Source organism: Halobacteriovoraceae bacterium, from assembly GCA_020635115.1.
GTDB lineage: Bacteria > Bdellovibrionota > Bacteriovoracia > Bacteriovoracales > Bacteriovoracaceae > JACKAK01.
On sequence record JACKAK010000007.1, the window covers coordinates 263,160 to 275,650 of the forward strand.

Genomic DNA, 12,491 nt, shown 5'->3' on the forward strand with positions numbered 1-12,491 from the left:
ATGATAAAAAAAATACGAATTCTTTTGAGCTCAGTCTTCTTAGATAAACATGAACGTAAATTTGTAAAAATATTAAAAACAAAAAAGAAATTAGGCCAAAACAGTGATGAGTTGATTCTGATTGAAGCTAATCCTACACCAGATAATTTGATTTCATTTTACTATTTATTGATGGCCTTTGCTAAAAAAAATTCATTTCGTATAGTTTCCTACTTATTAATGAGTGAGAGCTTAAAGACTAAAGTTTTGACTTTTAAATTTAGAAAGATTCTAACTTATATGGGTGTTGATGAGTTTTTGTATGTTTATCCAACTGATTTAAGCAATCCCAAAATTGAGGCCTATGTAAAAAAATATTTTACAAAAATTAAAACTAAAGAAGAACTTGAAACACTTCTTGTCGATGAAATATTACTTGGAGATTTGGTATATGACTCGTATCTTCGAACACATAGCAAACCAACCGTCATTCTAAACTCAGAAAAATTAGAACTAGAATTTAGAAAATGTATTTATTACTATTTATTTTGGAAAGAATATTTAAGTCAAAATAATGTAAAAAAAATTATCGTTAGTCATGCCGTTTACTCTCATTTTGCGACAATTATTCGCATTGCTCTTAAAAAAGAAATTTCAGTATATCAGGCCAATGGAAATAATGTTCACAAATTAAATAATGAAAGACTTGTTTCTAATTTAGAGTTTTTAGATTTTAAAGAACGTCTCAAAAGCATAGGAGAGGAAAAACTAAAAAATGGTCTAGATTGGGCCCAAAAAAGATTAAATCAAAGATTTAATGGAGAAGTCGGTGTTGATATGGCCTATTCCACTAAAAGCGCTTGGGGAGAAGGCAAAGGTAAGAATAAAGTGTTCTTCACTGATAAAATCAAAATATTTATCCCTCTTCATTGTTTTTTTGATAGTCCTCATGCCTATGGATACAATCTGTTCACAGATTTTTATGAATGGTTAAATTTTTTAGGTGAAATTTCAAAAAAAACTGATTACGAATGGGTCATGAAAACCCATCCCGATTTTTTGCCTGGAAATACGGAAATTATCGATGAGTTTATTGCAAAATATCCTAAACTCAAGCTCATTCCTTCAAACACTTCGCATTATGAAATCATTAGTAGCGGAGTAAACTTTGTCCTTTCGGTATATGGAACAGTAGGGTTTGAGTACGCGTATTTTAATATCCCTGTGATTAATGCTTCTTTAAATAATCCACATGTCGCTTTTAATTTCAATATTCACCCAAAGTCCATACAAGAATATGAGAAAATCTTATTAAACCTAGAGAATTGTAAATTAAACATCGAGCGAGAGGAAGTACTTTCATTTTACTATCTCAAACACTACTCGAAAACAAACTCCTGGCTGTGGGGAGATTATGCGCAAATGGTCAAGGTTGCCGGAGGAGTTAGAAAAATGAATTCTTCCAACGTCTACTCCTATTTCTGTGAAATCTACAGACCTCAAGAAGATGAACTTAAACTAGCAGAGCTCACTGCATTTATTGATAAAGAAAACTATTCTCTTCGCTAAAGGAAGCAATATGATACTCATTTCTGGCGGAAATGGACAACTGGCCCAATGTTTGAAAGATGAGCTGGATGATCAAAAGGCAATATTTCTGTCAAAAGAAAAGCTTGATATTACCAATATTGATTCTCTAAAGAATGCCTTTGAAATCTACAAACCAAAATATTTTATCAATACAGCAGCTTTTACAAATGTTGAAGCTGCTCAAGATCAAAAAGCTCAGGCCTTTGAACTAAATGCTTATGCTGTCAAAAAAATTGCTGAAATTTGCAACAAATACAAGACCACACTTATCCAAATTTCAACGGACTATGTCTTTAATGGTGAAAAGAGTGAAGCTTATAGCGAAGAAGACGTTTGTGAACCAATAAACATCTATGGCCAGAGTAAATTAGCTGGTGAAAATAAATTACAGGATAAATCAATAATTCTTAGAACCTCTTGGCTCTATTCTCTTTATGGGAAGAATTTTGTAAGAACAATTTACAACAAATTAAAAGAAACTAATGACTTAACCATCGTGGACGATCAAATAGGATCGCCTACAAATGCGCACGATCTTGCCAAATTTATCAAGTTTATAATTGAGAAGAATTATACACCCAATGGTGTAGAGGTTTTCCATTTTTGTAATCACGGAAAAATTTCGTGGTACGAATTTGCTCAAAAAATAAAAGAGTTTTCTCATTCTGAAACGGTGGTTCGCCCTATAAAAACGAGTGAATTCAAACTAAAGGCACCAAGACCAAAAAATACGGCCATGTCTGTAAACAAATTAGAAACTCATTTTAATTATAAAATTCCCAATTGGGAAACATCTCTAAAGTTGCTCAACATTTGGCAGGGGAACAATTAGTTTGCCTCCTTGACTTGTAAAATCTCCAAGTCCTTTTTGAATTTCACGAGAAAAATTCCAGGCCAGAATGAGCAAATAATCCGGTCTTTTTTCTTTAAGAATATCTCGCGATTTTACCTCAAATTTAAATCCAGGAGTTAGCTTGCCTTGTTTGAGAGGGGTGTCATCAATGATATATTCTAGATAATCACTACCAATATTAAAATGATGAAGCAAAGTCGTTGCCTTGGCCGGGTATCCGAAACCAGCAATTGTTTTTCCTTCTGCTTTTAGCTTCAAGAGTAACTCTTTAAGCTTTTGTCCCTTATCTTCAATGTCTTTTCCAAAATTCAAAAATGTTTTTGGATCATAGAGACCAAGCTCTTCTTCTTGTTTTATATAGTCAGATACACTTTGTTTGATTTTGTGTGTTGAGCTGTCTTTTGCAGCGGTAACCCTGATCGAACCACCATGCGTATCAACGCCCTGAACATCAATGAGCTTCATTTTTAATTGTTTGAAAAAATGAACAAGAGGCCCCACTGAATGATAACTTAAATGCTCATGATAAATAGTATCAAAAAGTGTCTTTGTAAGCACATCGCCTAAATAGGATACCTCAAAACAAAAGACACCCTCATCGTCCAATAAAATATTCACGCCCTGAACGATTTCTTCAAGAGAATCGATATGAGCAAACACATTGTTTGCATAAATGATAGAAGCTTTTCCTTCTTTTTGAACAATCGAATGGGCCAATTCAGTGTCAAAGAAAGCATTAATCGTAGGAACACCTTTTTCCAAGGCACTTTTTGAAACTTCTATTGCCGGATCAACTCCTAAAACTTTATTGCCAAGTTCTTTTACAAATGAAAGTAAAGTGCCGTCATTGCTACCGATATCTACTGCAAATCCATTTATAATTTTATAATCACTCAACGTTATTTCAGCATAATCCTTAAAGTGTTTTTGAAAAACTTTTGATACTCCAGACATATAAACATAATGAGCAAATAATCGATTCGGATTAACAATATCTAGTAGCTGAACATGTTTACAATGATTGCAAAAATAAATATCAAGAGGGAAGTAATCAGGGGAGTCATTTTGTGTCTCAGGCCCTAGTAATTCATTGGCAGGAGGAGTAGGGCGCAATTGCAGCACTTTTTGTAAATCAGTACTCTTACATAGCCGGCAGTTATCTCTTCTGGATAAATCTTTCAAGTTCTTCCCCCTCTTAATGTCTAAGATTGATGTTATACCATCACAGATGCTATAGTTTAAAAAAATAATTGGGTGAGTTTATGAAAAATAAGATGACTAACATGTTTCGTAAAATAGTTGGGTTTAACGCATTGGAACGTAAAATAATGCATTGTCACCAAGAGCAGATGCAGCTAATCGGAGCATTAATCTCTAAACAGAACAAAAATATTTCAAAACTAACAGACTTATCTCAATCGGAATTTAAGGTTTTTTCCCAGTGGGGTGATGACGGAATCATTCAATGGCTCATTGAACAACTCCCCATTGCGAATGAATTTTTTATAGAATTTGGTGTCCAACATTATATTGAGTCAAATACAAGATTTTTACTTAAAAATAATAACTGGAGTGGACTTATCCTAGATGGCAATCAAGATTATATAGATTTTATTAAAAATGATCCAATCTATTGGCAGCATGATATCATAGCGCTGTGCCATTTTTTAACAAAAGAAAATATCGACAATCTTTTAAAAGAAAATTCCCCATGTGAGGACATTGGTCTACTGTCAATTGATATTGATGGAAATGATTACTGGATCTGGGAGTCCATCCATAGTCTTTCTCCCAGGATTGTTGTTTGTGAATATAATGGAACTTGGGGAAGTGAATTGCCTCTGAGTACTCCATACAAAGAAGATTTTTATAGAACACAAGCACATTATTCAAATCTTTATTTTGGGGCATCTATTCAATCACTCATTCATCTTTCTCATGAAAAAGGTTACGTTTTTGTCGGAACAAATTCTAACGGAAATAATGCTTACTTTGTTCGCAAAGACATTTTTCACTTTATAGAAAATAAAATAGAAGAAGTTAAAATCTTTTCTCCAAAATTCAGGGAATCACGCAATCTAAACGGTGAACTGGATTATTTGAAAGACGCTGAAAAACTTCAAGTGATTAAAAACTTAAAGCTCACAAACGTCCACACCTCAGAAACAAAAACAATCGCTGAGTTCTTACTTTAATTTTTAATACATCTTAAATAACCAGTTGGAGTACAGGTAAAAAGAAGTTTATTTTCTAATTCACGGTCATTTTCAAAACGATCTGTCGTTTTCAAAAATTCATCCAACGCAGACTTTGGACTGTTACCAGGCCCCCAGGGTCGTGGCCTGTCTTTGTTTTCTGGCTCGTACTCTAAAATAGTGTCTGCACACACTAAATACTGCCCCTCTTTCATCAAAGGTTCATAAAGTTTTAGTTCTTCTAAAACATGTTCATGTATGTGATTAGAATCAAGCACAATCATAACTTTTTTACTATCACCGATGATTTCTTTAACTTTTTCTAAAGTCTTTTGATCTGTTGAAGAACCCGTCAGAAGTTCAATCCGTTCCGAAAGCTTCCCATGAGAGAGTAAACGTTCCTTCAAATCATCTGGAATAAATATATCTATCCCTATAATTTTTTTTCCACCCAAAACTTCCATCAGAGTTGAATAGAACAATAAAGAGCCACCCCAGCACACACCAATTTCTAAAATATAGTCTGGCCTTGATTTAAAAATGATCTCTTGCAGGGCCATAATGTCCTGGCCAAACTGTATCGTAGGCTCACCAAACCAAGTACTCTGATGAGTCCAATAATACTTTTGACTGGCCTTAAATTGTACTTCTTGAGCTTTTTTGAGGAGATCTTTGTCTGTTTGCATCTGCTGTGCTTTTTCTAGTCGCATTGCTTCAAATTCTTCTCTTGTAAGTATTTTCTTTTCCATCAAATTCTCTCCATTATCTCAATTTTCTAACTTGTTTGTGCTACAATCTCGGTTATTTGTTTGGGATTATACACAAAGGAAAGGGATGAATCAAAAGCTAGTTACAATTGGAGTAGGAGTTTATAATAGTGAAAAACACCTTGCGTCGTCATTAAACTCGCTCTTAGCGCAAACCTACCAAAATTTTGAACTCATCATTGCTGATGATAATTCAACTGACAAGAGCAGACAAATCATTGAAGAATTTGCAAAAAAAGATCAACGCATCAAATACTATTTTAATAAAGAAAATAAAGGACTTTGCGGAAATTTTAATTATCTGGTTTCACTGGCCCAGGGAAAATATTTTATGTGTGGAGATGATGATGATCTTTGGGAACCTGATTTTTTAGAAAAATGTATTCATCTCCTTGAAGAAAAACCTGAACTTGTACTGGCCGCAACAGTCACCGAGTCATTTTCAGAAATTAAGGGAGAAAAAATCGTTCACAGAGTTGATCCTGGCCTCAATACTCTAGGTAATTCTCCAGAAGAGTCGTTCAAAAAATATCGTCGATGCCTGCATTCTGGAGATCATATTGGAGGTTTGTTTAAAGGGGTCTATAAAATTGAGGCCCTAAGAAATATTAGGCCATATCAAACATTCATCGCTGGTGATCATAATTTTATTGCCGAATTATTGTTAAACGGGCCAGTTGAAACAATCAATGAGACTCTTTTTTATAAACGCTGGGGAGGTGCCTCAAAAAGCGTGAAAAAACTTTCAAAAGTAATGGGGATAAATCCAATTATCGCTCAATTTTTTCCTTATTCAGTGAGTGAAATAGACTTTCAAAAAATGATTTGGACATGTCCAAAGCTTAAAATTTTAGAAAAAATAAAACTCTCTATCTGGTCAATCTATTATTATATATGGATATATCATATCTATTACCCATCTATAAACACATTACCAAAAATTAAAAATATGCTTTTGGGAGATATTAAGATAAACAATCTCAAAAAACCAAGGGTCTTCATCCATTCGATTTTACCACATCATATACTTCAAAATGTCTGGAGATACTTTAAAAAATAGTTTAGGAATTTGATTTTTTAATCAGCTTGATTGTTTCCTGTAAGGCCAGTGGAAGATTTCCATTAAATTCAAATCCAAGCTGCTTAAATTTCTCATTTTTAACATTGTATGAAAGTTGGTTCATAATGGCAGTAGAAACAAAGTTAATTTTTAAATGAGGCACGTGCTCCTTAATTGCTTCAGTTATGTTTCTGACTGTCGCATTGCTGGTAAGTACATTATAAATTTCACCATCAAAAATATTATTTTTCAAAATAAAAAGAATCGCATTAATTCCATCTTTTAAATCGAGATAGGGCCTCTTCTGATCAAGGGCGGTTTCCCATACGGTCAATGGCGTTCCCATAACTGCTTGCCAGCAAAATTTATTAATAGCTGTATGAAACCTCATCCCCGGTGAAGTTCCAAAAATAGTTCCAAAACGCAACGTCACATATTCTAAACCTGAAAGAGGAGCTGTTTCCTTGAGATATTCTTCAGCATCAAATTTTGATTGAGCGTATGGACTTTGTGGAGCGAGCTCATCTCTAGAACAATTTTCATCAACCTCATCGGCCTGAGTACCGTAGATACTTGTTGTTGAAAGAAAGATAAACTTGGCCTTATATTTTGCACAAACATCTGCAACTCTTTTTGTTCCAATGAAATTGACCTCTTCTACTTCTTTTTGTTTATCAAAACTGCCAGCAGCATTAGTGATGGCCGCAAGATGAATAACAGCATCTACGCCGTCCATATATTTATCGAACTCGGCCGTGAGAATATTGTCTTCAAAAAATTTATAGTTGCCTTCTGTAGGAAGATTAAAAAGTGAACAATATCTCTGCGTTGATAAGTCATCAATCATAATGATTTCACCACCAGGTATATGCTTGGGAAATTCCCTGATTAATTTCGATCCTATATGTCCTAAAGCACCTGTAACTAATAATTTCACAAAAAATTCCTTATGGTTAATTCTATCCCTTTGTCGTAATCAAACTGTGGGGACCAATTGGTTATTTTCTTAAATCTTGATGAATTTCCAATAAAATTTCTCATCTCGATAGGGGAGAGTCCCTCAGGTGGAGCTACGTGAAGAATCTCTACCTTCTTTTCACTTAATTCTTCTAAGATAAGAGCTATTTTTGAAATTGCTTCTTTTATCGTACGGCCCTCACCACTACTAATGATAAAACACTCACCTTGGAGTTGATCAGCATACTCTGCAGATAGATTAAATGCACTTGCTACGTCTTCAATATATATATAATCTCTTATAAATTCTCCATCACCAAAGATTGTGAGTGTCTCTCCATTCACGGCCCTTTTGGCCATAAAATTGATAACACCCCTGTCATTTGAACTTTCTTTTGTCCCAGGTCCATAGACATTGGCCAAACGAAGAGTGACACCTTTGAGTAAAGATTTTTTTGAGTAATAGCTAATATACTGTTCACCAATAGATTTATTGAGGTCATAAATTGTTGAAGGATCAATAGGAGAATAGTCATCAAGTTGAACTTTATTTTTATACCCAAAAACAGTGGCCGTACTTGCATAGATAAATATAGGTTTATGTTGATTATTTTCACATATTTTTAGAGTCGAAATCAGCGGAATGAGATTATCTGATAGATCCATGCATGGGTTGTCTTCGGCCTTATACAGACTTGTTTGTGCCGCTAAGAAATAGATGATATCTGCCTGTTTAATGTCAGATTCAAAATGACTCAAATTTTTATAATCAACTAATTGATTTTTTACTTTGGCCTTGTGTCCATTCATTGGTGCAAGTTCACGACGAGAAAATCTTGTGATTTCACAATCAAAATTCAGTAATTGGGATAAAACTGCATTTGCTATATAGCCAGAAGCACCAATGATGAGAACTTTTTTATTATCAAAAAAACATTCGTCCAAATGATTCATTTTTACCTTTAAGTAATTTCATAGTCGTCATGCCAATTAAATTCAATATCTTTTGAATTATAAGGAATTCTGATTTCATCATCGGGGTTATAAATATGAGACATCATATACAATAAATTACAGGGCCCTTGGATACACTTTACTCCATGAGCAATACCTGGAGGAATTTTGACACAACTTGCTTTTTGAAAATCACCCATCTGAAAATCCATAACCTGTTTAAAAGTTGGTGAATCTTCTCTTAGATCACAAAGACCAACTCTAAGAACACCAGAGACAACATAGAAATAATCTGTCTGAATCTTGTGGTAGTGCCAGGCCTTAATAACTCCGTCATAGATAAAAGAATGACTCCACTGTCCAAAAGGGACGTTAAAAAAAGGGTCATCTGTTTGGCGTATGATTTCCCTAAAAAAGCCTCGCTTATCAGTGTGAGTGACAAGCTCTTTAAACTGTACACCTTCAATTATGTTCATAATTAAACCTATTCAAAAATGTGGACTTCCGGAATATAAGTAATCCATTTTCCTTTTTGAGTTTTGAAGTCATCTTCCTTGGCCATAATTTCATCCTTGTGATTCCAAGCAAAAAGGAGTGCATATTCTGGCATATCATTTGAAAATTCTTCATAAGGTCTTACTGGTATATGAGTCCCTGGAGTCACTTTTCCCTGCTTGATTGGAGTAGTGTCACTGATAAAATCGATAAACTCAGGGCCAATACCACAATAGTTAAGTACAGTTGTACTTTTAGAGGTTGCACCATATCCAACAACTCTTTTGCCTTCTTTTTTAAGACTCGTTAAAAGTTCCAATAATTGATTTTTAGAATTTTCAACATTCTTTGCAAACTGCTGGTAGGTTTCAAGTTTGTCTATTCCCATTTTCTTTTCATATTCAAGCTGTTTTTTTACATTTTCAGAGATTTGATGTTGCCCTTTATGGCCAAGAGTGTATCTCATTGATCCACCATGAGTGATTTGGTATTCACAATCTATAACTTCAAGTCCATGGCGTTCAAAAGCAGCTGATACGGACATGACAGAAAATAGAAAAACATGCTCATCGTAAATTTGATCATAAGAAGTTTTATCGATAACTTCACAGATATAAGGATCTTCAAAGCACAAGACACCTTTTGGTTTTAAGAGCATTGCAATTCCTGCTCCAATTGAATGGATATAAGGTATATGACACATTACGTTTGCAGATAAAAAGGCATCCGCCTGGCCATATTCGGCAATTATTTTTTGGGCCAGTTCTTCACTAAAAAATTCATTAATAGTGTTAATGCCTTTTGAACGGGCCACTTCTGCAACGTTTTTTGAAGGTTCAACTCCAAGGTGTCTCATATTCCAGTTTTTAAAATTTTGCATCATGATGCCATCGTTACTGCCCATTTCAACCACAAATGGATTTTCAGTTGTGCAGTATTTGTTTTTGATACTCTCAGCAAATTTTTGAAAATGTTTTTTCATGTATTCAGATGTAGAGGAATAAAAAGCATAGGTTTCATTGAACATTTCTTCTCTTTCAGGCTGGTTTTCTAGTTGAACCATTTTACAATGTTCACAAAATCCTACTTTCATCTCGAAAAAATATTCTGACTCATATTCCCCTGGTGGAATGAATCTATTAGCTACAGGTTGTTTTCCGAAATTTATAAAAGATTCATACTCGCTACCGCAAACTAAACACTTGGCCATCATTCCTCCCGTAAAATTGAAACTGGGCGTTTAATATATTTCTTTTTGTTACTTTTATCAAATTCTAATAAAAATATCATGCTGCATTAAAATGTGTTAAGTACTTCCACTACTCGCTCAATTTCTTCTTTCGTGTTGGCAAAAGAAATGGGTAAGCTAAGTGTTGTTGCGTGGATTTCTTCTGAGATTGGAAATGCATTGTCCATTTCAAATACTCCCCTCATGGCCACTTGGTGGTGAGGTGCAACTGGGTAGTGGATTTCAGTTTTGATTTCATTCTTAAGAAGAAATTCTTTGAGATCATCCCTTCTTTCATGTCTGATATTATATATATGGAAAACATCATCGTAGTTGTCTTCACGAATAGGTTTGATAAATCTGTCGGATAATCCTTTATGGTAAATATCGGCCAGCATTTTTTTATGTTCGGTAATTCTATCCATTGCTTTTAGTTTTATTCTTAGAAATGCAGCTTGAAGCTCATCTAAGCGAGAGTTCATTCCTAAATATTCGTTATAATATTTTTTATGTGAACCATAATTTCTAAGCGCTGTGAGTTTAGAGATGTAATCTTCGTTATTTATTGTAATTGCTCCGGCGTCACCTAAGGCGCCTAAATTTTTTGTTGGATAGAAACTAAAGGCACCCATGTCACCGAAAGAACCAACTGATTTACCCTTATACTTTGCTCCATGAGATTGAGCGCAATCTTCGATGAGCTTTAAATTATATTTTTTAGATATTTCTAAGATTGGATCCATATTACAGACTTTACCATATAGGTGAACAACCATAATCGCACAAGTTTTGTCAGTAATAGCTTGTTCAATTTTGGAAGGATCAATATTATAGGTACGAATGTCTGGCTCTACGAGTACTGGCCTGAGTCCACAATTTAGAATTGATAGAATGGTCGCAATGTAAGTATTTGATGGAACAATAACTTCCAGGCCAGTTGGAAACTCGAAATACTTCAGTGCTAAGGTTAAAGCGTCAAGTCCAGAAGCAACTCCAATAGAATGCTTACATTGACAATAAGAAGCAAATTCTTTTTCAAACTCGCTGACATTCTGTCCAAGAATGAACCAACCACTTTCTAAAAAATGTGAAAACTCTTTTTTGAATTCTTCATGAAAGATCTCATTAACTTTAAAAAGATTTTCGTAGTCTATCATTTTGGTTCCTCATAAAAATAATCCTCTTTATCGTAAGGAGAAGATGCTAGGACAAGAATGACAGCTGATTTGCTAAAGTCACTTAGAATATGCCAATCTTCAGGATTTAGATGCAAACACTTTGTGGGTGAATCTAATCGATAATTATTTTTTTCAATTCCGTTGTTAACTCTTATATGACAATGTCCACTTAGTGCAATGAGTGAAACCTTTGTTTTGAAATGGCCATGTCCACCGCGCTCGGCACCAGGAGCAACATCATATATATAAAATATTCTTTTAATAGGGTAAGGGATTTCTTTTTCAAGAACAGTTAGTGAACCACGGTCGTCTTTATATAAGGGAAGTTCTACGAGGTTAGGCATATTTGATCTCTTTAATTTTCTTTATATTTGATGAGTTCAAGTAAGTATTGTCCGTATCCATTTTTAGCAATAGGTGCAGCTAGTGTGGCCACTTGTTCTTTTGAAATAAGTCCTTGTCTATAGGCAATCTCTTCAAGGCAAGCAATCTTTAAACCTTGCCTTTGCTCAATGATCGATATGAAGTTAGATGCTTCTAATAAAGATTCATGTGTCCCTGTATCAAGCCACGCAATTCCTCTACCAAGTAACTCAATTTTTAAATTGTCATTGTTGAGATAGACTTTATTTAAATCCGTTATTTCTAGCTCACCTCTAGCTGAGGGTTTTAAGCTCTTAGCATATTCAACAACTTTGTTATCATAAATATATAGGCCAGTGACGGCATATTTTGATTTAGGTTGTTTGGGTTTTTCTTCTAGAGAAATAACTTTTCCTTCGGAATCAAATTCAGCTACTCCATATCTTTCTGGATCATTTACATAATGTCCAAAGATGGTTGCTCCTTGGTTTTCTTTACTTGATGAAATAAGTAATTCAGGAAGACCATGTCCATAAAAAATATTATCTCCTAAGATTAATGTTACCTGATCTTTTCCAATAAACTCTTCTCCAAGGAGGAAAGCTTGGGCTATTCCTTCTGGTTTTTCTTGAGCTGTGTAACTAAACTTGAGCCCAATTTGTTGACCAGTCCCAAAAAGTTTTTCAAATAGGGGTAAATCTTCAGGTGTGGAAATAATTAATATCTCAGTAATACCCATGGTCATCAGAATAGAGACAGGATAATAAATCATTGGTTTGTCATAAACAGGGATTAATTGCTTAGATATTGAGAATGTAGCGGGATAAAGTCTCGTTCCACTGCCACCTGCTAATATAATACCTTTCATCGGT

The 12,491-nt window shown here is 34.4% G+C and carries 13 protein-coding genes; 4 read left to right on the forward strand and 9 right to left on the reverse strand.

Annotation, left to right across the window (positions count from 1 at the left end; all coding sequences use genetic code 11):
* Both H6622_12965 and rfbD read left to right on the forward strand, forming a co-directional pair.
* Complete coding sequence (locus tag H6622_12965) at positions 1–1,548, forward strand: hypothetical protein (protein ID MCB9062425.1); 1,548 nt, start codon at positions 1–3, stop codon at positions 1,546–1,548.
* Between the two features lie 10 nt (positions 1,549–1,558).
* Positions 1,559–2,401 carry a dTDP-4-dehydrorhamnose reductase gene (rfbD, locus tag H6622_12970; protein MCB9062426.1) on the forward strand — a complete coding sequence of 281 codons (843 nt, stop codon included), beginning with the start codon at positions 1,559–1,561 and terminating at the stop codon, positions 2,399–2,401.
* On the opposite strand, the gene H6622_12975 is transcribed toward rfbD, so the two are convergent.
* The gene (locus H6622_12975; GenBank protein ID MCB9062427.1) at positions 2,366–3,622 is read right to left on the reverse strand and encodes a methyltransferase domain-containing protein; all 1,257 of its coding nucleotides are present in this window, start codon (positions 3,620–3,622) and stop codon (positions 2,366–2,368) included. The genes rfbD and H6622_12975 overlap by 36 nt on opposite strands.
* A 62-nt stretch (positions 3,623–3,684) precedes the next feature.
* On the opposite strand from H6622_12975, the gene H6622_12980 reads away from it, so the two are divergent.
* On the forward strand, positions 3,685–4,617 hold the full coding sequence (locus H6622_12980) for a hypothetical protein (protein ID MCB9062428.1): 933 nt from the start codon (positions 3,685–3,687) through the stop codon (positions 4,615–4,617).
* Here H6622_12980 and H6622_12985 read toward each other — a convergent pair.
* Complete coding sequence (locus H6622_12985) at positions 4,614–5,366, reverse strand: class I SAM-dependent methyltransferase (GenBank protein MCB9062429.1); 753 nt, start codon at positions 5,364–5,366, stop codon at positions 4,614–4,616. The two genes, H6622_12980 and H6622_12985, sit on opposite strands and share 4 nt — an antisense overlap.
* 85 nt (positions 5,367–5,451) lie before the next feature.
* On the opposite strand from H6622_12985, the gene H6622_12990 reads away from it, so the two are divergent.
* Positions 5,452–6,444 carry a glycosyltransferase family 2 protein gene (locus H6622_12990; GenBank protein MCB9062430.1) on the forward strand — a complete coding sequence of 331 codons (993 nt, stop codon included), beginning with the start codon at positions 5,452–5,454 and terminating at the stop codon, positions 6,442–6,444.
* A 1-nt stretch (position 6,445) separates the two neighbouring features.
* Here H6622_12990 and H6622_12995 read toward each other — a convergent pair whose 3' ends face one another.
* The 7 genes from H6622_12995 to rfbA form a co-directional block, all read right to left on the reverse strand.
* The gene (locus tag H6622_12995; protein MCB9062431.1) at positions 6,446–7,381 is read right to left on the reverse strand and encodes an SDR family oxidoreductase; all 936 of its coding nucleotides are present in this window, start codon (positions 7,379–7,381) and stop codon (positions 6,446–6,448) included.
* Positions 7,378–8,355, reverse strand: coding sequence for an NAD-dependent epimerase/dehydratase family protein (locus H6622_13000; GenBank protein ID MCB9062432.1), 978 nt, complete (start codon positions 8,353–8,355; stop codon positions 7,378–7,380). The genes H6622_12995 and H6622_13000 overlap by 4 nt, the downstream gene beginning before the upstream one ends.
* An 8-nt stretch (positions 8,356–8,363) precedes the next feature.
* The gene (locus tag H6622_13005) at positions 8,364–8,825 is read right to left on the reverse strand and encodes a dTDP-4-dehydrorhamnose 3,5-epimerase family protein (protein MCB9062433.1); all 462 of its coding nucleotides are present in this window, start codon (positions 8,823–8,825) and stop codon (positions 8,364–8,366) included.
* 14 nt (positions 8,826–8,839) lie between these two features.
* The gene (locus H6622_13010) at positions 8,840–10,060 is read right to left on the reverse strand and encodes a methyltransferase domain-containing protein (protein MCB9062434.1); all 1,221 of its coding nucleotides are present in this window, start codon (positions 10,058–10,060) and stop codon (positions 8,840–8,842) included.
* A gap of 86 nt (positions 10,061–10,146) precedes the next feature.
* On the reverse strand, positions 10,147–11,235 hold the full coding sequence (locus H6622_13015; protein MCB9062435.1) for a DegT/DnrJ/EryC1/StrS family aminotransferase: 1,089 nt from the start codon (positions 11,233–11,235) through the stop codon (positions 10,147–10,149).
* On the reverse strand, positions 11,232–11,600 hold the full coding sequence (locus H6622_13020) for an FdtA/QdtA family cupin domain-containing protein (GenBank protein ID MCB9062436.1): 369 nt from the start codon (positions 11,598–11,600) through the stop codon (positions 11,232–11,234). Before H6622_13020 ends, H6622_13015 begins: the two co-directional genes overlap by 4 nt.
* 11 nt (positions 11,601–11,611) lie before the next feature.
* Positions 11,612–12,487, reverse strand: coding sequence for a glucose-1-phosphate thymidylyltransferase RfbA (rfbA, locus tag H6622_13025; GenBank protein ID MCB9062437.1), 876 nt, complete (start codon positions 12,485–12,487; stop codon positions 11,612–11,614).
* Positions 12,488–12,491 lie beyond the last annotated feature (4 nt).